The organism is Pseudofrankia sp. DC12, from assembly GCF_000966285.1.
Lineage (GTDB): Bacteria > Actinomycetota > Actinomycetes > Frankiales > Frankiaceae > Pseudofrankia.
The window spans coordinates 4791924-4814424 of sequence record NZ_KQ031391.1 but is presented as its reverse complement, the minus strand read 5'-3'; the positions used below and the strand labels follow the sequence as shown (position 1 = coordinate 4814424).

The following is a 22501-nucleotide window of genomic DNA, read 5'->3' as shown; positions in this document are numbered from 1 at the left end:
TGCCGATATGGTGACCATAGCGGTGTGTCGCCCGGCAAGGACGGACCTCGCGGTGTAGTCTGGAACTGCCTGTAATCGATCAGTGACTATCAGCTATCGAGCAGGTAGGTTGAGGACGCGGCTGAGGTGTCCGGGCCGATCCATCCGTCCCCGGGCCGTGGCACCCCAGTCGCATCCCTCATCCTGGTTCGCGCAGGCCGCCGCCTTCGCGTCGATTCGACCGACGCGAACGGCCGGCTGGCCGCCGGCCAACCGTCGATGCCGCATCTCAGCGAGGACGCGAACGGCGCGCAAGTCGCCACGGAGCAACAGTCCTGATTCCCGCGCGTCGAGCCGCGACAGTCCGTGAAATCACCGGATCGCGGCGCCGGGCCAACAATCTGGAGACTTGAAGGCGGTCGTTCGGACAAATTGCGGCGCTAATCGTCCGGCATCCTGGCCGTCGGCCCGCCCGCCCGCCCCGGCGTCGCCCCTGGCCGGACGTCGGCCGCCAGGGATATCGCGCGCCCGGGACGTCACTCGGCGGGACGTCGCCTGCCAGGGCCTCGCCTACAGGGATCAAGGCGCGTGGGGACAGCCGGGGTCGGATCAGACCGTCGCGGCGGCCCCGACGCCGGCATGCCCACCGGCGCGTGCACTCACCACCAGCCAGGCTCCGTACGCCTGCTCGGCGAGCAGCCACGCCTGGCCAGGCAGGGCCCGGCCGGCCGCCGGAGCAGCCGAAGCGATGACTTCCGGTTCAGGCCAACGAACGACGAGGCCGACCCCGCCCACGGAGGCCGCCACCAGGACCGAGGCGTCCACTCGCTGATCCCCGCTGATCACCCAACGAGGCGCGTACGGGGCGAACCTGTCCGCGACCCGCACATGACGCGTCTGCGCCCGTCCGACGGCCGGCACGACAACCGCCTCCAGTACCAACGGAGGCTGCAACAGCCGGACCGGCCCATGCAGGCCAGACCACTCGACCACCCCGTCCGGCAGCAGGCTGGTCTCGGCCAGAGGCCCGGGGTCCAGGGGCAGAACGCCGTTCGAAAGGTCGGCGAGCCGCCGCAGCAGCCTTGGGTAGCACATCGCGCCCAGCCCACATCGGACCCGCCGTGCATGCTCCTCGACATCCAGGTGGAAGACCGCGTCTACAAGCCTGCCGTCCAGCTCCGCGCGGACCACTCGCCGATCCGGAAACAGGCTGGCCATCAGCTCGCCGTCGAGCAGCCCGCCGGGCTCACCCGCTCGCCTCACCGGATTGCTCTCCCTCCACGGTGTACCTGGGCACGGATCGCCGCCGCGGGCGCGAGGTGAGAAGGTCATCGCACCTCCCGGCCCGTGTGCGCGGCTCCCGCCGCCTGCCGTACCGACAGCCGCCGATACGGGTTGCTGCTGCCCCTGTCCCGCCCGTCGGCGGCCGAGCCCGGCGTCGCCGGGCTGGCCTTGTGGTCCTTGACGCGCAGGCTGCCAGCCACGTTGCCCCTGGGAGCGTGTCACACCCGCCCTGGACTACTGCGAAGCCACCAGACTTCCGCGCCACGCCGCCGCCGGTCCTCGAAGAGACCTGCCGTGATGACCTGGACACTGACACCACCCTCCGGCAAGGTCCGTCCAGCCACGGCGACCTTCTGATCGCCGCCTCGGCCTTCCGGTGGTCGTAACCGGCGCCGTTCCGCAGCCACCAGAGGACAAAAACAGCGATCAAGGCGACGAGAGAGGTTGACGGTCAAGGCCACTAGGGCGCGTCCCGCAGATCTTGGTCGATGCGGGCGGCGTCCCAGGCGGTCCGTCGCAAGGCGGAGGAGGAGTCCAGAGCGGAGCTATGGATGACGACGACAACGCGGCGAGTGGTTGCCCGGGACGCCGCCCGCGCGGCCGAAGATCCACGGAAGCGCCCTAGATCGGCAACGGTCTCCGTCACGCGCCATGGCGCCTCCCGCTGGGCCACGCCGCGTCGATCGATACCCTAGAGCCACGCGGGAGTGGCGGAATGGCAGACGCAGCAGACTTAGGATCTGCCGCCCTAGGGCGTGGGGGTTCAAGTCCCCCCTCCCGCACCACTACGGCCTTACTTGAACCCACCCCCACAAGGGCAGTGATCAAGAGGCCTGAGTCAGAAAGATCGTCTAGAGCGGCGTCATCCCATGTGGAGACGCCGCTTTGTCGTGCTGGGGCAACTTGCACGATCATGTGAGCTGCTCGCACACCCTCCGTGACGCTGGGTGGGTTCCAGGCCCGGTACGCCGTCACGGTGGCAGTGAACGGCTCGTTGAGATCGTCCGTAGTGACCACCGGCTCGCTCTCAACATCCAGGTACAGCTTGGTGAAGATCGCCGTGTTCAGGACCTTGCGGGCACGGACCCCTGAGCGTCGGTACAGTGCCTGGGGATCTTCCAACAGTCGGAGCACCGTCGACAGCACCTCGTGACCATCGTCCAGTGGTCGGTCGCTCTCCTCCAGTCGTTCCTCGATCTTGGTACGTTCCTCCCGCACTGCCCGGATCTTGGCCGTCAGCTTCTCCTTGGGCCAGTCGGGATCGCCGACCAAGTCGAGCAGACCGTCCTCCCGGGTGTTCAGCTCCTTGAGCTTCCGGTCGTACTGCGTGCGGAGGCGCCGGGTCGCGTCGGTGGTGCTGGCCATGGCGTCATCCAGGCGTGTCTGGACGGCAGTACGGAAGTCGCTGGATAGCTGGACGTTGGCGTAGTGACCTTCAATGGCCGCCTCGACCTTGCTGACCGCCATGTACGGCAGGTCGCACTTGTGGTCGAGCCGCCCCTGGCAGATGAAGTAGAAGTACCGCACCCCGCTGTGGCTCTTGCCGGGCATGATGATCAGCCGCCGCCGGCAGCGGTGGCACCAGATCAAGCCCTTCAGGTAGTGTTGGTGGGTTCGGTGGCGGGTGCCGGCCCGGCGCTCGGCGTAGAGCACCCGCTGCGCCCGGTCGAAGAGCTCCTGGGAGATCAGCGGCTCATGGCGGCCCTGGTACTCCTCGCCGTCGTAGCGGACGTACCCGAGGTAATAGCGATCTTGCAGCATCTCGCCAATCTTGTTGATCGAAATCGGGCGAGTACCCCAGCGCCTAGTGGGCCTGGTGCGGAAGCCCGCCTCAGTCAGCGCCTCCTGCAAGCTGCGGAAGGTGTACTTGCCGGTGGCGTACAGCTCGAAGCCCAGCACCACAAACGGTGCCCGCATCGGGTCCAGCGCCACGGTGCGTACCTCGCGGCCCTCGAACTGCTCGCGGACGTTCAGGTAGCCCAACGGCGCTTGGTGGAGCGTGCCGCCGGTCTTGGCCTTGTGAGCCATCTTGACCTTGATGTCTTCGCCGCTCACCCCGACCTGGTACTCGTTGAAGACCGCGATCATGCCGTGCATGGCCCGGCCGGCAGGCGTGGTGTCGAGGTTCTTCTCGGTGGCCGAGTGCAGTTGTACGCCCAACCGTTCGAGCGTCATCATCATGATCGCGTCGTCGTAGCGGTTCCGGGCGAACCGCGACAGCGCGTAGACGAAGACGTGACCGATACTCCGGTCTTGCCGAACTCGGGCGATCATCTCCTGGAACGCCGGCCGCTGGTCGATCGTCTTGCCACTCTTCCCGGGGTCGATGTACTCGTCCACCAGGACGACGCCCAACTCACGGGCACGCCCGTTACAGGCCACGCGCTGGGCCGGCAGCGAGATGCCCTCCGGGTCATAGTCGGTGTTGACCTGTCCGGCCGACGAGACGCGGTAGTAGGCAATGGCCTGCTCGCCTCGCACCGCGCTTGATTTCTTATTACTCACCTCTTCTCCTTTCTTATTTACGCCGCCATATTCGGGCAGTCAAATCCAAACCCCAGGGACGACCCGTCGAGCCGGAAGTACTCCGACACCGGCCGCTCAGCTTCGTCGGTCAGACCAAGGTACTTGAGCCGGATTTGCATGGCCGACATGGAAACCTTGAATTGTTCGGCGAGCGGTTCGAGGTCCTGGAGGCCGCCCATCCAAAAGCGCTTGAGCACGCTGCGCGGCATCAGGAAGCAGGCCGCAAAGTGATCACAGATCCGCTCAATCTGACGTGCCCGGTAGTCTTCACTCCCGTAGCCGAGCTTGACATAGGCTGTCTTGACAATGGGGTCGTCGAGCAGGTGCTTGAGTTCGTGCGCCAAGCTGAAGCGGCGCCGGCCAACCGGGTCCTCGCGGTTGATCGTAAACACCGTCCTGCCGTCGGGCATGACTTGTGTGACGCCGCCAATCTCCGAGGTCTCGGGCAGTGCAGCTATCTCCGGCATCTCATGCCGTGGCTTTACCCGTACCTCGATGTTCGGCAGCTCACTAATCCGGAGGACGTCGACCGGAACCTCTCGAATATCAAGCATTCTCATAAGCAGCGACGCCTGTCGTTCCGCCAAGATCAGGGCTTCGCCCTGGGTTATCGCACGTGCCGGGATGACCTCCCGAACTTTGGTTAGAATATTGTCGTTGGTAGCCAAGGCGTACCCCCTTCCTGGTGTGCCTTACGTGTTGCATGCGGAGCAGATGGGAAATCTAGTAGCGGTCGACCTCGTACCTTTCTGCGATCTGGACGACCGCGTCTTCGGCCTCCCGAAGCGCTTCGTCTGGTAGGGCCGGGTAGGTCGTCCGGAGATAGGTACGGAGTGGCGGTGTAGCCCGAGGTACGGTCAGCCCGAGGTAGGCCAGTAGGTCAGCCTGGTCGACGTCCAGGGCGCGGGCGAGGCGCTGCAACAGCCCAGGAGTGGGGGACGCCGTTTCGCCGCTCTCGATACGGGAGATGTTGGAGGGATGGACGCCAGCACGCCGGGCGAGCTGTGCGCCTGAAAGCTGCCGGGCAAGGCGCGCCTGGCGGATGAAGGCACCCAGCGACCGTGGCCGCATCGCTTCTTCCATAGCCCTATCCCTCCTTTTACTCTGCCAGTATCCCTCAGTCATTGCGCGCTTGCAATACAGTTCATCAAGGTTTAATCATTCCCGCAGCACTTCCACCAGATACCCAACCGCCGAATTGAAGGGAATCGCCGCAAATAGCCGGTCGGTTGGCGGTGGAAGGCGAGCCAGTACGGCGCGGACGTCCTGGAGGCGCCGCTCGTGCGGCACCGTTACCAGGACCCGCGGCGTCACGCCGTCCGGCCCGAGCTGCCCGGCGCGGGCGAAGTCGACGTACCGGACCAGCTTCCGCCGCAGCGTCTCCGGCGACTCGGTCGCCCGGTCGACCTCCACGAACCACGAGTCCTCGAACTCGCCGAGGGCCACGCAGACCGAGGCGTCCGGCTTTAGGAGACCGCCACCGCCGTCCGGCCACCAGGCCGCCGGTTCGGCCTCGAAGCGGCCGAGCGTCAGCAGCCCGGCGCGGCACAGCTCCGTGAGCTGGACGTACAACTCGGAGATCGCCAGCGTGTGCTTGAGGAAGAGCTGGCCGGGCGTCCACGGGCGCCGCGCCCGAGCAGTCAAGCCCCCTCCGGTCTCCGCCGCAGCGTCGAGCAGCGCCAGCACACGCTGGCCGACGACGCCGAGGGCATAGACGTGACCCGAGCTGCCGGCCCGCACGCCACCGACGGTCCGCTCCAACCGCGACACGAGATCCAGCTCGGCCAGGCGAGCCAGCACACGTCGCCGGGTGCGGTCACGCGAGGTGGCGGCGAGATCGTGGAAATGGAGGCGGGTCAGATGGTCGCCGGTCAAAACTCGGACCCGGGCCAAGTCGACTAGTACGGAGCGGTCCCGCAGGCTCAGCTGGTCGACGAGCCGCTCGACAGCGGCCTGAGAGTGACGGGGGGCCGTCATGGCAGACCTCCACTGCGAAGGTCATCATGAGTCGTTGGACGCACAGGCAGCCGGTAGCGCCCTGACCAGGACAAACGGCGGGCGCCACTCGACGCGAGCGGGTGGGCGACCGGTGATGCGGCCGGGTGGGTAGTCATGCGGCGCCTCCACGCTTGCGGCGGCCAATGGCTGGCCCCATGCCGGGCTCGGCAGCCTGGTCAACCCGGGCGCGCAGGGCGGCCTCGACGTCCGCACGGGCCGTGCCGTAACGCTCGCGGCTCTGTTCGGCCAGCAGCCGGCCGTCGCGGTGCGCGTCCGGCAAGGGCAGCGTCATGCCGGTCACCGGGTGCAAGGTCGTGTTGCCGACGTTGAGTCGCAAGGCGACCTCGTAGGCCGCCAGGCCCATGAGATCTTCGCGGGTGAGCGGCCCGAAGCGCTGGGCCATCTTCTGGGCGTCGTCGTAGTCGAGCTGGAAGACGACCGACGAACGGGCGGTGCCGAGCACCGCAGCCTTAACTGCCTCGGACAACTGGCCGAGCTGCTGGTGGGCCAGCGTCAGCCCGACCCCCAGGCCGCGAGCCTGGGCCAGCATGTCGGCCACGTCGAGCGGCAGGCGCAGGACGTCCTGGAATTCATCGAGGTAGACCATGACCGGCCGCCGCTGGTCGGGCGGCACCGCGGCGCGAGCCAGCGTGGCCTGCCAGAGCGAGGCCACCAGCAGTGCCCCGAGCAGCTGCGCGGTGTCGGTGCCGATCACGCCCTTAGACAGCGGTACCAGCACGATGCGCTGCTTCGTGAACAGCTCCGACAGATCGAAGCCGCGGCTCTGGCCGAGCATCAGGCGCAGCGACGACCGCGTCAGGATGGCTCGGAGCTTGTTCATCGCCGGCCCGATCACCTGGAGCCGCTGGACGTCGCCCATCTCCTCGTAGGCATGCCAGAACGGCCTAACGCCCTCGGGCACGCCGGGCTGCGCGGTCACACGACGGCGGAAACTGGGATTGGTGAGCAGCTCGGGCACTTCAGCGAGGGTGAACGCTGAGCCGTCCGCGGCCGTCGTGTGAGTCAGCGTCAGCAGCGAGTTGCGCAGCACGTCGGTGGTTCGCGGCCCGAACGAGGTATGCCACAGCTCGGCCATGATGTGCACGACGTTGTCGACGACCAGCTCTTTGTCCTGCTCGGCTCGCAGCCCGCCGATGAGGTTGAAACCCACCGGCCGGTCGGTGGCTGAGGGGTCGAGCACGACGACGTCCTGGAGGCGGCCTTCGGGCAGCCGGGCCAAGACGTCCTCGACGAGATCGCTCTTGGGGTCGATGAGCAGCAGGCCCAAGCCGGCGGCAGCGTCCTGCAGCACCAGGTTGGCGATCAGGGTGGACTTACCGACACCGGTCGGGCCCAGCAGGTAGAGGTGGCGCAGCCGGTCCGGCGTCCGCAAAGCCAGCGGCACCTGCTCCATGCCCGGGTAGTTGCTGCGAGCCAGGACGGTGCCGGAGCGGGCCATGGCCGGCGAGGGCGCCACCAGACGACTGGCGGCCTTTGGCAACCCGGGCAACGACACCGCTCCCAGCAGGAAACCAAGCAGGCTGGGCAACTCCACCGTGCTCAGCAGCAATGGCCACCGCAGCAGCGGCAGCGCACGCCGCTCCATGCGCCGCGCCACGACCGAGGCGGGCAGCCAGCGGCGTACCAGCCTGACGCCCGGGGCATTCGGTCCGTGCAGGGCCGGCCAGGTGCGGCCGAACAGTGCCAGTGCCCGCGGCCGACTCGACGCCACAACCCCAACGCGTGCAACTCCATGGAGCAGCGGATTGGCTTCCTTGACCCGCTGGGCGCGGATGGCTTCGGCGTCGGTTGGCAGCGCTCCATCTACGAGGTAGGTGCTCCACCAAGTGTCCGCAGCTTTGGGTGAGGCGCTGTGCACGGGCAGCGTCGTGCCGGCACTGGTCAGCGCCCACTGCAGCCGCACCTCCTCCCTGGCGCCCAACGGCTGAAGCGACGCCAGAAGACCAGCAGCCAGGCTCTCGGCCCGGTCGGTCGCGAGCGGTCGGCGGCGTGAGGTCAAGGTCAGCTCGGCAGCGATCCGGACACGCGGCCGGTTCCGCAGGAACTCCGGGGCCGGCTCAATCCGCGTGCTGGGCAGGCCCGCCCTGAGCGTGCTCAGCAGCTTGGCTTCCGCGTTCTTCGGCAGCAGCACGTAGTGCGCGATGCCGCGCTCCGTGGCCACGATCTCCAAGCCCAGCGGCGGCATGACCAGCAGCGACCAGCGCGGCGGGTGCGTCGCGGCGGCCACCAGGGCAAGCCACTGAGCGACGTCGTCCGGCTTCAGACCGCTGGGCAGCGTCAGCCGGTAGGGCACGAGCGTGGCGCGCCACTGGCGCGCCTCCAGGGCACGAATGCCGACGACCGCAGCCAGCATCACGAGGACGCCAGCGACGACGGCGAACAGGACCATCACTGGCCGGCCTCCACGGCCAGTTGACGAGCGGGTTCGGTGGCTGCGTCCTCCTGGCTCGCGATCACCAGGGCCTGAATGAACTGGTCCAGGTCGATCTTCTTTTTGGGTGCACCGAACACCCGAATAACCCCATGTCCCGCCATGCGATTTCTCCCGATTACCTTGTCAGAAGAGCGTCGCGACGGCGGCAGGTGTGCCGAGGGCGGGCCAGGTACTGGCCCGCAATGATGGCGACGAAGCCTCTTCTTTTCCTTATGCATAAGCGCGACCATTTTGTCAAGCCCCAAATAAGAGGCGCGCCGACAGTCACCTCTGAAAATCCGTAGCGCATAACACAACAGTCTTCGACTATGTCCCGTTCGCAGCGCGGAGCTGCTGAACCAGCTGACCGGCCAGCGCATTGGAGACGCGCAGTTGCGCCCGGAGTTCGTCCCGGGTGATTGGCCGCCCGGTCGCCTTGCGGTGCGCGGCGTCGGCCTGGCGAGCTGCCTTCACGAGCCCGGACGGGAGTGCCGTCCCTGCATCGGGACGGTCCGCGCGGCGGCCTGGGACCGTCCCCGGGCCGTCCGGGACGATCTGCTGACCGTCCGCCGGAGCGTCCGGGACGGTGGACTGGTGCAGCAGCACCAAGAGACGCGGGGCGACCTCGCTCCAGCCAATCAGGAGCGTGGGGGCGACGGCATCGAAGCAGGCCCGTCCCCAGGCGCCGGTCAGCAGCGACATGGCGGTGTTGAGGGCGAAGGTCATGAGGCCGCACAGCACCAGGAGCATTCGCGCGCCGGTCAATCGGTCTTCGACGCCCTGGGCGCGCAGGTACTGCGTGACCGCCAGCAGCGCCATGACCGACAGGTCGACCGCTGGCGCAACCAAGGGCGCAATCCACGTCGCCACGCCGAGCCGGACGCCCAGGGCGAGGCCATTGCCGAACCCGAAAGCGAACGCCAGCAGGGCGATGACGAACACCACCGTTGTCGTCATGCGCCGCACGAGCACCGCGGCTCGGCCTGTGAACGGGCCGCCGGAGCTACCAGCCATGTGCTACCTCCGGCGCCGCAGTACCAGCGACGACAGCCCGAGCAGCAGGAGTACGACCAGCGCGGGCATGAGGAGCGGCCGGGCCGTCTCGTAGGCGAGTCGCGTGCCGAGGCTGACTGCCACCAAGAGCACGACGGCTTCTACCAGTTTGTTGCGCCAGCTCTGCACAGTCGTTCCTTCCTCGCAGGGCGTCTTCACTCGGCAGGCGGGGCGTCGTCGGCTTCGCTGTCCGGTGCCTGGGGTTCGGCCGGCGTCGAGTCGCGGGGCAGGTCCTCGCTAATGGCGACCAAGACCTGCGCCACCAGGTCGACGTCCACGTCGGACCGCTGCGACCCGTACACGCGGATACGCCGCCACGGCGATGCGGCCGGACGCCGCTTCACAGCGCCACATCGCTGTCGACCTCGTTGCCCCAGACGTGCCAGCCGGGACGGCGGCGCCGGGCGAACAGCTCTAGGTACGGTCCGGGCGAGCAGCGCTCGATGATCGCGAACTGCTCCTCCGGTTTGTGGCTGTGCTCCTGGAGCGGCGCATAGAACCAGCTGCCCTGACCACGGAAGCGGATGGGCGCACTGCCGCGCGTGCCAAGCAGGAGGTGTTCGGTCTGGTTCCGCAGGTAGATGCCGAGGCCGAACCGCGGCTTGATCCACGTCAGGATCGAGCGGTAGGTGAAGCCCCAGGCCGTCAGCACGTCTTGGCCGACGTGCACCGTGGCGTTGGTGACCCACAGCCAGCAGTGGGCACGGTCCTGCGCCAGCCGCCCGACCGGCAGCGTCTTGATCGCGTCCAGCGCCATGACCGGGTAGTGCCGGATCGCGCCGCGGGCGCCCTTCTGGAGGGTGTCCCAAGGCGGGTCGGCCAGGATCGTGGCATAACGATGGCCGTCGGCCGCGGGTGTTGCCGTGTTCGCTGGCACCGGTTCCTCCGATGCCCTGAAATGCGGAATGTGGAACTCGTTTCTCCTGGCGGCAGGCATGGCTACCGCCAGCCTGCCGCCAGGTAGGTGATTGGGAATTGGAGCGACCGCCGGCTACTCCGGCCGGTGGTCCTCATGGTTTGCATCGACCAGCGGGAACAGGTCGACGCCGTCGAGCGCCGCCCGCAGCCGCGCGGCGGCCAGCTCACGGCGCTTCTTCTCTTCGCCGTAGCAGGTCATGAAGAGCTGCTGGAAGTGATCCGTGAGGATCGAGATGGTCTCGGATCGGAGGGCGACCAGCGGCAGCCGGACGGCTACCTGGTCGGCCGTGTGTCGGGTCACTGCTGCCACGGGGTCTGATTGGTCATCCGGCGCATCTGCTCCTCAGCGTCCTGGCGCCGAGCACGGATGCCGTCGATGACCTGGCCCTCGTCGTAGCCGAACTGGCTCACGAGGTCACGAGCCCGCAGCTCGGACACCCGGTAGCACAGCCAGCCAACCACCAGGCCGAGTAGCAGCACGATGCACAGCAGGGCGATGGTCATCAGCCGAGCGTCTCCCCAAAGTAGGCCACACTGCGGGCGATGGCGTGCACAGTGGTGTTGGCGATGAGCGCCAGCGCCTCGCCGAGCTCTGGGTTGCCCATCTCCAGCTGCCGCTGGGTGCCCTTCAGGAACGCGATCTCGTACATGGCGCTCTCGCCGACACGGGCCTTGGCCCGAATCACGGCCTGGTTGGCCACGACCGACTCACCGACCTGCACGACGGCGCGCATGGTCGCCCGGGAGACGGGCTGACCAACAGTCGCGCGCCGCATGAGTTCACCGGCCACGAATCCTCCTTCGATTTGTACCTGAATGACCTATTAGCCCGGGAAACAACGGAGGGGTCCAGGCCGCCGCTCCGGGTGCCCGATCACGGGGATTACGCTGTTTCGTGTCGATCCCGTTCACTCGGGCTGGCACGACTCCACCAGGCAGGCCAACCCGACGGTCAGAAGTGGGACGGAACTGGGGTTCCGATCTTGGGAGGCCGACATACCCAGGCGACAAGGTCGCAGTGGCGAGCCAGACCTCGTCACCGACCTGATCTGGCTGCGCAAGGGCGCAGGCGCGACGCTCCCCCGGCTCGCCCAGGCCGGAGCCGTCGTCGCAGCCTGCGGCGGCGCAGACCAGCCCATTGAGTCGATCCACGAGCGGTTCATCGCGGCACTGCGATCGATGCACGACACTGAGGGCGGACGGGCGCTCTGGGCGGCGTATGGCATCGACGCCAGCGAGCCCGGTCTCCTGAAGGAGCGCCGGGCGGCGTACGCAGAAACGGTCGGACGGTCAGCTGACACGGTGCTCGACTGGGAAGAGCAGGCCGTCCACGAGTTGGCGCTGCGGCTACTCAGCGCGTTCTACGCGGGAGCGCCGACACCGGCGCAGCTGCCAATCCCCCACGGCGGCTACCTCCTGAGCAGCCTGGAGGTGGTCTGTGTCATCCAGGACCGCCGGTTCGTCGAGTCCCGGCAGGCCCGCACGGTCATCTCGCTGGTGGACGGCGCGCCGCACTTCACCTACGGCACCTACAGCCCGACCGAGCTGAGTCAGATTGAGGGCGGCACGCTCGCGCTGTCCAAGCGGATGCCGGGAGGCGTGCTCCACCGCATCGACTTCCCGGAGCCGCTGCGCCGCGGACAGATGCACAGGTTCAGCTTCCGGGAGAAGGTGCCAGAGGCCGAGCCGGAGCCGGTTGGCGACCAAGACTTCTCCGGGCAGTCGTTCGAGAGTCCGACGCTGCGCTACCGGGTGCTGGTGCACTTCATTGGAGACCAACCAGTGGTGGTCTGGGGGTACGACAAGCTGACGCGGATCGAGCGGCCGGGTGAGCCGAACGACGGGATCTTGCTGAAACCTATCGACGGTCGGGTCTCCGCTGAGTTTGCCGATCTGTATGGGGGCTTGTGCGCGGGGGTGGCGTGGAGGTGGACGTAAAATCTCGACCTCACGCAACATAATGCACCGACAGCGGTCGATCCCACAGAGAAAACTACCTCGCGCACCGTCACTCGCCCGCCTCACCTCTATCTCAGAACCGATTCCACCCGGGCAAAGACAAGATCAAAGGATAGGTTCCCCAACCTCTGGCCGCCATCCCCCTCTTCCAAGATATATCTCCGAGCCGTTAACACCGCCGTCTCGCTCCGGATGAACCTCCACAACGTAGCCTTCCCCCAGAAAAGGCAACCGGCCCAACTTCCGGCACCTACATCTCTCGTGCACATCAGGACAGGAGCTAGCGCAACTGCTCCAAACGGTCTACACATGACAGAAGCGAGCGGCGGCGCTCCGTCGCCACAGCCGCATCCAACCTGGAGGTGACGACAGGAGCCTCGGGCCCGGCCGTTACTGGCAGCCATAAGGCAACTACGCGATGACCTCACTCGTGCGACAACGACAGGCGGCGCCACGGCGACCCAGCCCGCACCCGCGCGCGAGCCGACAGGCTCTCATCGCATTGCGTCTCGACCCGACCTCGCCGGACAGGACCCCGTCCCTCAGGACCACGACCATTTGTCAAGCCGATCTTCGATTTGGGGATCCGGAGCCTAGGAACATCCGTGGAAGCCCTAAACGTAATCGCAACACTCTTAGCATCACTAACTGCTCTGTATGTCGCCGTCCTACAACCACGCCTTCGGCGGCCAAGTCTCTCTCTTCTTTCCGCCCGAGCCGATACCGCAGCAGTTACTATTCTCAACCGGCCGGAGACCGGAACTCAAGCATGGCTACGAATACGAGTAGAAAACAGGAGATCACGACGAGTCGCCGAAGACGTGCAGGTCCTCGTCGTAAGTGCAGCCGTATACGAGGCAGGATGGCGTAGCCTTGAACTCCTCGCAGGCCGATCGTTGAAATGGTCCGAGTACGCCACGAACCTGATCGCGATTCCCCCTGGAATGGCGCGTCGCATTGACCTACTAGAGATCGCAGTGACACATTCTGGTTCCGACACGCCCCGCGGACGCCCAACACTTCGACTACCCATCTACCCGCAGCCACAGACCGATCGTAACGTCCTAGGAACGATCGACACCTTGGGCCTAGTAGTCGCAATCTGCTCGAAGGATGCGCCCGCCATCTTTTACAGGATCAACCTTACCATAGATCTGTCCTGGTCAGGCGACAGGACGGATACGCTCCCTGCCTCCGTATCGGATTTTAACCGTATTCGCAGACTCTAGTATTCACGGCCGCTCCGACCCCTCTCCTCTGTGCACCTCAGATCCAAGCGATAGCATCCTCCGTTGTACTATCCCTTCCGGAAACGACTGATAACGCCAAAGGTAGCCACTGAATGGATCCAAAGAAGAGTCGCGACCATCGCCGCCACCACGTCGACGGCGGCCTCCTCTTCGAGGTAGACAATCAAACCTCTCAGGAGCTCGGGGACAGTGGTCTGGCCGAACTCGCTGCCAATCTCTGGCCGGTAGACTGCCAAACGTGTGGTCAGTCCCTGGCCGCTACGCGGCCTACCGTTGTTATCAATGAATTCGACGATTTTGCAGTAGCAAGCCTCCACCATCGCCGCTGCCGCGCATCTGGATGGCAGTTTGGAGGTCCTGTTACTACCGAGGCATTCCTATCTTACGACCTCACAGCGCTTGCGCTTGAGGCTCGATTTACTGACCACCATCAAGCGAAGCACGCACTCGTCCTCCTGAATCCATCATTGGAGCAGGTCACTCGGCGGAATCAAGCGGTCATGGCGACACATGACTTTCCAGCAGCTCGGTAAAGACCTCGAGCGGCGTCGCCCATTTGAGCGTCTGCCGTGGCCGCCCATTCAGCTGCGTGGCCACCATATCAAGTTCTTCCTGCGTGTGCAAGGACAGGTCGGTGCCCTTCGGGAAGTACTGGCGCAGCAACCCGTTGGTGTTCTCGTTCGAGCCGCGCTGCCACGGTGAGTGCGGGTCGCAGAAATACACGGGAATACCGGTGCGGACGGTGAAATCGGCGTGCCGGGCCATCTCCTTTCCCTGGTCCCAGGTCACCGAGTTCCGCATGAACTCGGGCAGGGTCTCCATCTTCTTGCCCAGCAGGTAGGCGACCTTGTCGGCGTTACGGTCGTACGGTATTCGCACCAACATCACGAACCGGGTCGTGCGCTCGACCAGCGTGGCGATCTGCGACTTGTTGCCCTTCCCGATGATCAGGTCGCCCTCCCAGAAACCGGGGACGGCGCGGTCCTCGGCCTCCTTCGGCCGCTCGCTGATGTTGACCATGCCGACGATCCCGCCCCTGGTCAGGGTGCTGCGCGACCGGTTGACCCGCCTGGCCCGGCCCTTACGCAGCGCGATCTTCAGTTCCGTCCGCAGCTCGCCGCGCGCCTGGAGGTAGAGGCACTCGTAGATTGTTTCGTGGCTCACGCGCATGCTCTCGTCGTCGGGAAAGTCCGTGCGCAGTCTCTCGCTGATCTGCTTCGGCGACCACTTCTCGACCAGGCCGGTGTTCACCGCGTCGTGCAGCTCCTTCGACGCGACGAGTTTCCGTTCCTTCGGGCGGGCGCACATCAGATCACACCGTGCCTGCGCATCCACCGCCCGATACGCCGCGGCACCGCCGTTACGCTCGATCTCCCGGGAGATCCCCGAATGATGACGACCGAGCACAGCGGCGATATACCGAGCCGAACGCTCCTGACTCAACTCCCGCGAGATGACCTCGCGGTCCTCCACCGTCAACCGCTCCCGTACGCCCATCCACCATCCAGCCCCTCGACACCATCGCGATCATCCTATCGGGGCGTCGCTATGACCGTTTGATGCCGCCCTCTAACGCGTGAACCGCTCGGCTGGCGTGTAAGCACCGTCGATGTATGGCAACGCCTCGGCCTTCACCATCCACCCACCGATCCAGTCACTTATCTACCTGTTCCGGACTTCACAGCCAGAATAGCGGACGACCAGATAAGCGTCACCTCGGCAACCATACGGCAGACTTGGACGACGTATTGCGATGCGAAGCTCCAAGAGACCGCCCGACACAACCGAAGCATCCTCTTCGGCGTCTCGACCGCCGTCATACCTAGCGAGCCTCAGAGCGCACATCAACTACCAGTCCTGATGCAAACCGGGGAGATCACCATGGCGTGGGTGGCCCTCGCCTAAACTTCAACACTCACGCGCCATCGCCGGCCGCCGTAAAAACGCCCTCAGTACAGCCACCGCTCGATATCTAGAGTGACCAGCTTGTGCGGCAACGCACCAGTCATCGACCTCTGGGCCTCGCGACCGCCCTGTGTACCAGCCCGCGACCGGACCGTCGCCTCCCCATCTTCGCCGCCCAGGGGACTGGACCGTCCGAACTAGTTGGCGTCCACGACCACCGCTCGCACTTTTCCAGCCGGACCCGTAGTCACAGAACCGATCCGATCGGGCCTCCCAACACGTCAGCGTCTACAACCCGAAGCAACACCAATCCAATTCGCGCATCACGTTCAGGTATCCAGGGCGTGCGTCCGTTAGACGACCAAAATACCCCGCACCAGAAGACTTCCAACAACTACACCGCGATCTTCCCTACCACCCAGACGAACTCGACCGAAACCAATCTATCGTCTGCATAAGACCTTTCTCCAATCCAACAGCCGGTATCCATCCCAAATATTCCCTGGCGAACGCTATATCGGGCTGACGCCGACTCGGATCCTCGCGCGGGCGCTCCACAAAGGAAAGGCTCAGGTCGCCACCGACGAGAGCACGGATCAGATTTGCAAGTTCGAGAACCGAGACCTCGTGGGGGTTACCTAGGTTGACCGGGCCCGACAGGCTATCGAGGGCCATCTTAAGAAAGGCATTGATCATATCATCCACATAACAAAATGATCTAGTCTGCTCGCCCCTTCCTGCTATCGTGAGTGCGTCACCCCGCAATGCCTGCGAAACAAATGTCGGAATAACTCTCCCGTCATCTGACCTCATTCGAGGACCGTACGTGTTGAAGATTCTAACAATGCCAGCATCAACACCTGCGGTTCGCCGATACGCTACCGTTAAGGCTTCAGCAAATCTCTTTGCCTCATCATACATTGACCGCGGGCCCACTGGGTTCACATTGCCCCAATAGTCCTCGGTCTGTGGGTGCATCAAAGGCTCGCCGTATACCTCCGAGGTAGACGCGAGGACAAAACGGGCTCTCCGTTCTCTTGCGAGTTCCAGCGCGTTCATCGTCCCAATGGCACCGACCTTCAGCGTCGCAATAGGAGACCTCGTATAGTCGACGGGCGAAGCCGGTGACGCACAGTGGAAGACAAGACTAACTTCGCCGTCGATCGCAACCGGATTTACGAGATCGCCACAAATTGCAGTGAAAGATCCAGCATCCATCAAATGACCGATGTTTTCGAAACGACCGCTCGAATAGTTATCAATCGAAACGACCTCGAATCCTTCGACCAGCAACCGTTCGCAAAGGTGGGAACCCAGGAAACCGGCTCCACCAGTTACCACCGCTCTCTGTCTAGACACGACGGGCCCCGTTCCCTTGTCGACGCGCTACCGACAATCACGACCACTCGCAATGCGGTTTACTACATACGGTATACAGCCAAGGCCAATACGCGACGCTAGCTTTTCGGCGGCGACGCCCATCGCCTACACAGAGTTGCCTCCGGTGTCCACTATTAACCTCCTACCTTGCCTTCGCGACAAGGCAGTGGCGTTCAGCTTGCGCGACGAGACAGGACCCGACACGACACATTCCAATGTCTCCTCGAAAGCATCAATCAGACTCACCGCTTCGCGCAGTTGAGCCAGCGTATACATGTAGTGATATGTGACTGTCACTTCACGTCTAAAGAAATCATAACTACCCCCGGTTTCCTTCCGCCAATCCGGGTTTCCTAGATCCATCCCCACTAGAAGGATTTGCCCACCCGGTTCGACAATCGTTTGAGCTATCCTCAGTGCTTCAACGCTACCAGAAGCGACAATCACTGCCGGAAACGACAAGGGCCGAGCCGATTCAAGGCGTGCAGTACCGAGACCGGTCCGAATTGCTAGGCCCTCCTGCCACTCGTGCCGGACAAAGGCCGTCACTTGCACCCTTCGCGTGCAAGCCGCCAATGCAGCGCCGATTCCGACCGCACCAAGGCCTATGACTGCAACCCGATCGGACGCAACTGAAGCACTCGCAGCCACTCCGGCGGCGGCCGGTTCTGCCAATGCGTATAGAAAGGGCCTCGTTGTCGCCGGCATCGGTATCAAGAACGTCTCGTTCGCAAGGCCTACGACTCCCCCAAGGCCTCCATGGCCACCCCATGAGAGGCTCGGACACTCGACCTCGATGCAACGTGAAAACAAACCAGCGGTACACGCTAAGCAGTCCCCACAAACCACGAACGGCGCCAAGACCGCCAGCACACCTCCGGCCTCAACGACCAGCTCATGCCCCAGGCCTACACCCCAGTCAGGAGCAAGTTGCTCCTCAGAAGGACATACGCTCGCAAACCTCACCTTCAGCAACTGTCCAACACCTGCTACGTCAACCTCCTCCCTAACTAACTCGCCTCGTCGCCACCTGATGATCGGCATCCGGGCCGACGTAGCTGGGTCACGTGCCGAGCGCGCGTCCACTACATCTCCCAGAAGGTCATAGCAATACGCAACGCCGACGACCTATTCGAGACTCTCCCGGCATTCGCCACATTCTGGAAGCTAACCGTCTCCACAAAGGAGTCCGCGGCGCTAAAGCCGACGAGGGCATCGATCGCTGCAGCATGATCGGTCGGCGGAGAATGCAGCCATATGGGCGTATCGTCTCCAGCCAGGCTCCGAACCGCGTCCAAGGGCCAGTCAGGATGCGTCAAGCAATAGACCCGTTCGGCCTTCCTTAACCAGTCAGCCAAGCTCGATCGCGACAGCGAACCAGTCGAGGACGCGCAGATCACTGTGTCGCCCCTTTCTATTTCGGCAGTCTGCCTGAACTCACAGCGCTGCACGGTCCTTGCCGCGATACCGATGCGCTGCATGTTCGGATCAACGCCCACCAGTTGATCGCGCCCGCTTAGGGACAATCCCCACAGCGTTCCCAGGCCGAGTGCCCCTAGGCCCACAACAACGATTCGTCCCTCCGTCTCCTGTAGCTGTCTGGCAAGGCCAAATCCCGGAGCGAATGAGTCCGCCAAGATGAATCGCGGTGCATAATACGGAATCGCTATCAGTGCCCAGTCCTCGACAATGCACATGGACCCCCAGCCACCATGGGATGTTTCTGAAAGCCCCATACAGCCGTAGGCTCCCGAACTTCTGCGCTCAGCGGGTATAACTGCGAAGAAGTCTTCAGCTGCACCCGGTGCGCCTAAACTCTGCACAATCACTTCGTGCCCGAGCGAGTTACACTGGCCCGCATCGCTCAGGCTTGGCGGAACGTCGACACCTTTGCGGCGAGCATCCACCAGGAGTACATCAGTGGAACAGACGCCCGCAGCGACGACTCTCATATAGAGCTGTCCCTCCTGCAGGTCAGGAAGGTGCTCGACGGCCTTGATCAGGTCGCCATTCGGCTCAAGCCGAAGGAACGATCGTCGCATCATCTCGCCCCGCTGGAAGATAGCCAAAACGCATCGAAGAGATCCTTGTTGCTTCCGATTCGCGCCAGCCATCCCATGAATCGGCCGGCCAGCCAAGCAGCTCTCTCATTGTCGGCGTCAGCCGCGAGAACGATGCGCGAAAACGATCCGAATCTGCCATTCGGGGCCACGCGCTCCATCCCATCCAGTGCGCATCGGCCCGCCGGAAGACAGCGTGTAGTGTCACCCTTCTTCCCGGCCGTGTAGGCCTGCAGGCCCTGTGAACGCCGAGGAGACTATGAACAAGGACCGAGCCGGCGGGACCCACGATCGGAACCGCGTGTCTATCCAGAGCCAGATATTCACCGTCGTTCAAAACAACTCGCCTAGGGTAGAGCGGGAGATTTTGGCCGACGGACCTCGGTAGGTAACGCGTAGGACCGTCCTCCAGGTCAATATCAGTCAGGTAAATGATGAATCCAAGAGCATCTGTGATACCTCGGCGAGCCACGAGACCGTTATCCGTATAATCCCGATGGAAAGAGGTATCTAGATCTTCCGAGTCGTCGGAGAGCCTGACCCACAGCATACAGCTATTCAGTAGAACGTGCTCCGCGTTAAGCAACCTTCGGGCAAGGCTTGCGATTCCCGCGACGTCTATGAGGTTGTCGAGGGGGTCCGAGCCGAAAGGGAAGTGCCAGATATGCAGACCTTCCTCAGTAGCCTCGTCAGGCCTTTCTAGAATCTCGGCGGACTGCGCGACTAGAGCCGTTGCGACGGATTCCTCCAAATTCCCCGCAAGCAACACAAAGTCCTCGTTTTGCAAGCGGTCTGATAGATTATTGTTTGGGGTATTTTCACGCAAGGCGTCTCCCGAGTTTCGCCAGCTTCCAGTGGGGAAGTAGGCCGTATCGTGCTGCAAAGGTCGACGCTCCGTCAAACCGTTCGGGACACGCAACGGTGATGGGGAGCTGGTCGAGAAGTGCATGCAGGTGTCGGTCTGGGCCGAGGGGCGGGCTATCAAGATCAAAGGGAACCTTTGAAAGGCCATCGTAGGCGGTTCGTTTAACTGGCAGTGCGAATAGGCGCCCCTCGTTGATCAGCGTGGGGTCGACCCAAGATGGCACTCCTGTGGGGCCGAGCTCACGCAGTACTACTTCTGCGCCTCGCGCTACCCAAGTCCGGTACTGCTCGTCCTCCCCGAGTCGGCCAAGAAGAGACGCTGCCGTCTGTTCCGACATCATGCCGTTGAAACCCATTACCAGCGGTTCCTCAGTCAACTCCTGAAACCATGTACGGCCATCGCACACCGTTGCTTCGATCGTCTCAGCGAGATCACTACGATCGGTAAGAATCAACCCCCCTTCCCCGCAACTTAGAATCTTGTTTGCTTGCAGACTCATGACGGAGATGTCGGCGGCGAGGCCGCCAGCTGGCGTCCTCGACGGATACTGAGAAAGACTCGCATCTTCAATGGTGGTGGGTACGAATGTCTTCAGTTCTGCCATCGATGGGCGGATTCCGTAACCGTCCACACTTACGACCGCGTCGAGATTCTCCGGTATTCCGGCGAAACTTTTCCGATTGAGGACTCCGGTATGCGAGTCCACGTCAAGAAGTCTCAAGTGTTTGGATCCGGAGAAGGCCACAGAGCTGAACACTCCACGCCACACATTACAAGGGGCACCCACCGATCCGGCCGGCAAAAGGTCGCGGAGCTTCAATGCCCACAATGCTGCGCGTATGGCTGTCGAGCCGTGGTCAACAAGCCACGCATGCCCGACGTTCATTTGATCGCGCACGATCTTCGAGGCACGCCGCACCGAGCCTAACTCTGAGGCCGGTCTTAGCCTAGATGTCACCGAATCGCGGTCCATTGAGTCCTCACGGGGATTCTGCCAGCTTCCGGCGTGAGGCGAACACGCCATGTGCCAAGCCTCGAATGCGCGTCAATGCACGACCGATGTCTCCACTCGCTGCCTCACTGACAGCGGTTCTCAATTCCGAGCACAGCCATCTAATCGCGGGGTCGGGGCCGACCCTGATCACAGCTAAGCGAAAATAGGTTCCGTTCCGCGCCCAGTAGTACGTTCGCGCATCACTCATCGCTCCGTCGAGGGACTGGTTGGGTTCGTGGTTTAGTTGTAGGTCGGGCCGGATGACAACAGACCCGCCGGCCCGAGTAAGGCGGCAACACCATTCGATATCGTCAAACAGGAAGTTGATCCACGCATCGAACTCGCCGACAATTGACCAGGTCATTCTATTTATGACGAGGCAAGCTCCCGGTGCCCAATCGACTCCTCGTGGAGGCTCGAGGCGATCAGGTCGTTCGGTAATTTGGCGCACACTTCCATCCGGTTGTATAGTCCCGCCCGCGCTCCATACTCGCTGTGCTTCCAAATCAAAGATCACCGGCGCATTCGCGCTCATGTCTCTTGGGGGATCACGTAGCAGCTTTTCTACGAAGTCCGGCGGCACGACAGTATCATTGTCGAGTATCACGAATGTGTTTAGTGTGGTATTTCGGGCGAGATAGTTGAGCCCGAGGTTTCGGCCGCCGGCGCAACCAAGGTTTCGTCCAGGAGCCAGGACGATCGTTTGAAGGCCTCTATCGATATCCAGATTTATCGGTTCGCGGCCGTTCAACACGAGTATGACGAGGTCGGGAAGTCGGTTGCCTCGCGCGATCGATCGGAGACAGCGTCTTGTGATCTCGTGTTGATCCAAGTCAAGGATGACGACCCCTAGACCGGGACTCATATTTCGCCTTGAGGATAATGATGAGCTGCGGGATGCTCACTGTGGAGTGGTTTGGACCGACTTTGGTTCGCGTCCCCCACCCAATCCGCTAATCTGGCGCCGCTGTGACTCGGATTATTCGAGTAACCTCCAAGAAAGTAGCGTAGAGTCGGCTGGCGCGACGATGGAACGGGTGTTCCGGACTGGACAATCTGATCAAGGAGCTTACTGTCTTCCGCCTTGGCATAGAGCCAATCATCTCTCGTATATACTTTGCAGAACTCAAGCGATCTTAAGAAGTTGGTTTGGAATAGCCATTCCGAGGTGTCGACCATCGAAAGATCGCGACGATGTGGCACCACTTGATCCCGGACGATTTCGCTGCCCCGCTTATAGACACCGATAGATTCGTAATGCCTGAATATACGGCGGGAATCTTCCCGGTCCTGACACCAAGGATGACTGTCGGTTAGAAGATGCCGTTTTCCAGCTGAAGACCAGAGGGATCTCCAGCTATGCGCGGCGGGCGCCTTGGCCTCGAGTATGACGCGGAGAAGGTTTGAATAGTGGCCCGGCTCCAACTCGTTGTCGTCATCAAGAAAGGCCGTCCAGTTTGTACTGGCTATCTCAAGACCTAGTTCTCGTAGGCGGGCCACTCGTGCGGGTCCACTTTGTTCTCGTGGGTCACGCTCTACGTAGAGATGGCGGATGCGTTCGATAGCTCCGGCCGGAGGAGAGGTATCTCTGAGAAAAGATGCGGTTTCCGGACAGTCATCGATTACCACGATGAGGTCGAGCGCGACCGACTGCTGCTTGGAGAGCGAGCGAAGCGCCCGCTTTAACTGATTTGTCCGACCTCTCGAGAGGATTATTGTCGTGACATTGATGTTTCGCGGCTGAGTCCCGGCTCGTATCTCAATAGTCATGCTGGAGGCCGGGTATGGCAAACTGCTTGACGTAGATGCGTTCGTTCGGAGTTCCCAGGGCGGCAAGCTGATATACGTTGGTACGGCTGCAACCCATCGCCTGGTCGCCGACGAGATGCCGCGAGC

Annotated in this window: 21 protein-coding genes, 1 tRNA gene and 1 pseudogene; 2 read left to right on the top strand and 21 right to left on the bottom strand. The window is 63.2% G+C overall.

Annotation, left to right across the window (positions count from 1 at the left end; genetic code table 11):
- Positions 1–588 precede the first annotated feature (588 nt).
- Positions 589–1242 carry a hypothetical protein gene (locus tag FRADC12_RS19380; RefSeq protein ID WP_232303897.1) on the bottom strand — a complete coding sequence of 218 codons (654 nt, stop codon included), beginning with the start codon at positions 1240–1242 and terminating at the stop codon, positions 589–591.
- Positions 1243–1964: 722 nt separating this feature from the next.
- Here FRADC12_RS19380 and FRADC12_RS19375 point away from each other — a divergent pair.
- Positions 1965–2048 (top strand) — tRNA-Leu (locus tag FRADC12_RS19375).
- 703 nt (positions 2049–2751) lie between these two features.
- On the opposite strand, the pseudogene FRADC12_RS35045 reads toward FRADC12_RS19375, so the two are convergent.
- The 13 genes and pseudogenes from FRADC12_RS35045 to FRADC12_RS19325 form a co-directional block, all read right to left on the bottom strand.
- Positions 2752–3744, bottom strand: a pseudogene (locus tag FRADC12_RS35045) (recombinase family protein); the annotation flags it as partial.
- 41 nt (positions 3745–3785) lie between these two features.
- The gene (locus tag FRADC12_RS19365) at positions 3786–4457 is read right to left on the bottom strand and encodes an ImmA/IrrE family metallo-endopeptidase (RefSeq protein WP_157488941.1); all 672 of its coding nucleotides are present in this window, start codon (positions 4455–4457) and stop codon (positions 3786–3788) included.
- A 55-nt stretch (positions 4458–4512) separates the two neighbouring features.
- On the bottom strand, positions 4513–4872 hold the full coding sequence (locus FRADC12_RS19360; RefSeq protein WP_198152974.1) for a helix-turn-helix domain-containing protein: 360 nt from the start codon (positions 4870–4872) through the stop codon (positions 4513–4515).
- Positions 4873–4947: 75 nt separating this feature from the next.
- Positions 4948–5766 carry a replication-relaxation family protein gene (locus FRADC12_RS19355; RefSeq protein ID WP_045877692.1) on the bottom strand — a complete coding sequence of 273 codons (819 nt, stop codon included), beginning with the start codon at positions 5764–5766 and terminating at the stop codon, positions 4948–4950.
- A gap of 133 nt (positions 5767–5899) precedes the next feature.
- Positions 5900–8197, bottom strand: coding sequence for a type IV secretory system conjugative DNA transfer family protein (locus FRADC12_RS19350; RefSeq protein WP_045877691.1), 2298 nt, complete (start codon positions 8195–8197; stop codon positions 5900–5902).
- Complete coding sequence (locus FRADC12_RS33870) at positions 8197–8319, bottom strand: hypothetical protein (protein ID WP_255355210.1); 123 nt, start codon at positions 8317–8319, stop codon at positions 8197–8199. Before FRADC12_RS33870 ends, FRADC12_RS19350 begins: the two co-directional genes overlap by 1 nt.
- A gap of 229 nt (positions 8320–8548) precedes the next feature.
- The gene (locus FRADC12_RS19345; RefSeq protein WP_045879878.1) at positions 8549–9178 is read right to left on the bottom strand and encodes a hypothetical protein; all 630 of its coding nucleotides are present in this window, start codon (positions 9176–9178) and stop codon (positions 8549–8551) included.
- Between the two features lie 60 nt (positions 9179–9238).
- Positions 9239–9367, bottom strand: a complete 129-nt coding sequence (locus tag FRADC12_RS33865; protein ID WP_255355209.1) for a hypothetical protein — start codon at positions 9365–9367, stop codon at positions 9239–9241.
- A gap of 62 nt (positions 9368–9429) precedes the next feature.
- Positions 9430–9552 (bottom strand): hypothetical protein, encoded by a 123-nt coding sequence (locus FRADC12_RS33860; RefSeq protein WP_255355208.1) that lies wholly within the window; start codon positions 9550–9552, stop codon positions 9430–9432.
- A 62-nt stretch (positions 9553–9614) separates the two neighbouring features.
- Complete coding sequence (locus FRADC12_RS19340) at positions 9615–10211, bottom strand: MT-A70 family methyltransferase (RefSeq protein ID WP_084011034.1); 597 nt, start codon at positions 10209–10211, stop codon at positions 9615–9617.
- A 54-nt stretch (positions 10212–10265) separates the two neighbouring features.
- The gene (locus tag FRADC12_RS19335) at positions 10266–10502 is read right to left on the bottom strand and encodes a hypothetical protein (RefSeq protein ID WP_198152973.1); all 237 of its coding nucleotides are present in this window, start codon (positions 10500–10502) and stop codon (positions 10266–10268) included.
- Positions 10490–10696 carry a hypothetical protein gene (locus tag FRADC12_RS19330; protein WP_045877688.1) on the bottom strand — a complete coding sequence of 69 codons (207 nt, stop codon included), beginning with the start codon at positions 10694–10696 and terminating at the stop codon, positions 10490–10492. The genes FRADC12_RS19335 and FRADC12_RS19330 overlap by 13 nt, the downstream gene beginning before the upstream one ends.
- Positions 10696–10983 carry a hypothetical protein gene (locus FRADC12_RS19325; protein WP_157488939.1) on the bottom strand — a complete coding sequence of 96 codons (288 nt, stop codon included), beginning with the start codon at positions 10981–10983 and terminating at the stop codon, positions 10696–10698. Before FRADC12_RS19325 ends, FRADC12_RS19330 begins: the two co-directional genes overlap by 1 nt.
- Positions 10984–11371: 388 nt before the next feature.
- On the opposite strand from FRADC12_RS19325, the gene FRADC12_RS19320 reads away from it, so the two are divergent.
- Entirely contained in the window at positions 11372–12130 is a 759-nt protein-coding gene (locus tag FRADC12_RS19320; protein WP_045877686.1) for a hypothetical protein, read from the top strand.
- Between the two features lie 1769 nt (positions 12131–13899).
- Here the strand turns inward: FRADC12_RS19320 and FRADC12_RS19310 are convergent.
- The 7 genes from FRADC12_RS19310 to FRADC12_RS35030 all read right to left on the bottom strand — a co-directional run bounded on the left by FRADC12_RS19310 (position 13900) and on the right by FRADC12_RS35030 (position 22375).
- Positions 13900–14898: an IS30 family transposase gene (locus FRADC12_RS19310; RefSeq protein WP_045875091.1), complete on the bottom strand. Its 999-nt coding sequence runs from the start codon at positions 14896–14898 to the stop codon at positions 13900–13902.
- Between the two features lie 819 nt (positions 14899–15717).
- Positions 15718–16665 carry a UDP-glucuronic acid decarboxylase family protein gene (locus FRADC12_RS30180; RefSeq protein ID WP_084011032.1) on the bottom strand — a complete coding sequence of 316 codons (948 nt, stop codon included), beginning with the start codon at positions 16663–16665 and terminating at the stop codon, positions 15718–15720.
- A gap of 1106 nt (positions 16666–17771) precedes the next feature.
- Positions 17772–18755 (bottom strand): hypothetical protein, encoded by a 984-nt coding sequence (locus tag FRADC12_RS31530; protein ID WP_157488938.1) that lies wholly within the window; start codon positions 18753–18755, stop codon positions 17772–17774.
- A complete protein-coding gene (locus tag FRADC12_RS35040) occupies positions 18703–19515 on the bottom strand; it encodes a phytanoyl-CoA dioxygenase family protein (protein ID WP_502685316.1) in 813 nt (270 codons plus the stop codon). Before FRADC12_RS35040 ends, FRADC12_RS31530 begins: the two co-directional genes overlap by 53 nt.
- A 49-nt stretch (positions 19516–19564) precedes the next feature.
- Positions 19565–20497, bottom strand: a complete 933-nt coding sequence (locus FRADC12_RS30175) for a DegT/DnrJ/EryC1/StrS family aminotransferase (RefSeq protein ID WP_232304178.1) — start codon at positions 20495–20497, stop codon at positions 19565–19567.
- 94 nt (positions 20498–20591) lie between these two features.
- Entirely contained in the window at positions 20592–21470 is an 879-nt protein-coding gene (locus FRADC12_RS35035) for a glycosyltransferase family 2 protein (RefSeq protein ID WP_084011028.1), read from the bottom strand.
- Positions 21467–22375, bottom strand: a complete 909-nt coding sequence (locus FRADC12_RS35030) for a glycosyltransferase family A protein (protein WP_198152969.1) — start codon at positions 22373–22375, stop codon at positions 21467–21469. The genes FRADC12_RS35035 and FRADC12_RS35030 overlap by 4 nt, the downstream gene beginning before the upstream one ends.
- Between the last annotated feature and the right edge of the window lie 126 nt (positions 22376–22501).

Coding starts and splice junctions, on each gene's coding strand:
- FRADC12_RS19345 (WP_045879878.1), bottom strand. CDS start 9,178: ATGACGACAACGGTGGTGTTCGTCATCGCCCTGCTGGCGTTCGCTTTC.
- FRADC12_RS35035 (WP_084011028.1), bottom strand. CDS start 21,470: ATGAGTCCCGGTCTAGGGGTCGTCATCCTTGACTTGGATCAACACGAG.
- FRADC12_RS19360 (WP_198152974.1), bottom strand. CDS start 4,872: ATGGAAGAAGCGATGCGGCCACGGTCGCTGGGTGCCTTCATCCGCCAG.
- FRADC12_RS19310 (WP_045875091.1), bottom strand. CDS start 14,898: ATGGGCGTACGGGAGCGGTTGACGGTGGAGGACCGCGAGGTCATCTCG.
- FRADC12_RS19330 (WP_045877688.1), bottom strand. CDS start 10,696: ATGACCATCGCCCTGCTGTGCATCGTGCTGCTACTCGGCCTGGTGGTT.
- FRADC12_RS19320 (WP_045877686.1), top strand. CDS start 11,372: ATGCACGACACTGAGGGCGGACGGGCGCTCTGGGCGGCGTATGGCATC.
- FRADC12_RS35030 (WP_198152969.1), bottom strand. CDS start 22,375: ATGACTATTGAGATACGAGCCGGGACTCAGCCGCGAAACATCAATGTC.
- FRADC12_RS19350 (WP_045877691.1), bottom strand. CDS start 8,197: ATGGTCCTGTTCGCCGTCGTCGCTGGCGTCCTCGTGATGCTGGCTGCG.
- FRADC12_RS19355 (WP_045877692.1), bottom strand. CDS start 5,766: ATGACGGCCCCCCGTCACTCTCAGGCCGCTGTCGAGCGGCTCGTCGAC.
- FRADC12_RS30175 (WP_232304178.1), bottom strand. CDS start 20,497: ATGAACGTCGGGCATGCGTGGCTTGTTGACCACGGCTCGACAGCCATA.
- FRADC12_RS19340 (WP_084011034.1), bottom strand. CDS start 10,211: ATGCCTGCCGCCAGGAGAAACGAGTTCCACATTCCGCATTTCAGGGCA.